Here is a 550-nt window from a genome sequence, read left to right as displayed (position 1 = left end):
ACCCCCACCACACCCCAACAAACAAACCCCCAACCCCACCGCAACCGACACCCCCGAACAACCCCAAGACCCCAACATAACGACAGCCACCAACCCCCCAACCTCGACGATCAACATAGCCCCGGCACTTAACCCAAATCTCGACCCATCCGAACACGCTATCGACAAACACGACTCCAAACTGAGCATCAAACAGGGCCATCAACGCAACACAATCAAGGCTCGGACAACGCAAAAAACAACACAGACCAACTCCACAACCAAACCCCCAACCAAACACACACAACCACCCCCCCCCAACGAACCCCCACAACACACACCACACCACCCCCAAACACCAAACCCCACACCCAACAACCCCACACCCCCAACCAAACACACCACACCACCCCCCACCCACCAAACCAACCTCACAACCACCCCCAACCAAACACACACCAACACCGCCCCACCCAAACCACAAACAACACCCGACACAACCAACAAACACACAACAAAGCCCACCCACACACCCAACAACAAAACCACCCACCAACACACAAAAACAAAC

General features: G+C 55.3%; 1 protein-coding gene. It reads right to left on the bottom strand.

Annotation, left to right across the window (positions count from 1 at the left end; genetic code table 11):
* Positions 1-201: 201 nt before the first annotated feature.
* Positions 202-550: hypothetical protein (locus ACTHTS_RS10965; RefSeq protein ID WP_440370051.1), on the bottom strand; the 349-nt coding region annotated here is incomplete at its 5' end.

Origin of the sequence: Neisseria sp. P0019.S003, assembly GCF_051957115.1 — a bacterium.
GTDB lineage: Bacteria > Pseudomonadota > Gammaproteobacteria > Burkholderiales > Neisseriaceae > Neisseria > Neisseria flavescens_D.
This window is presented reverse-complemented; position numbering and strand designations above follow the sequence as displayed.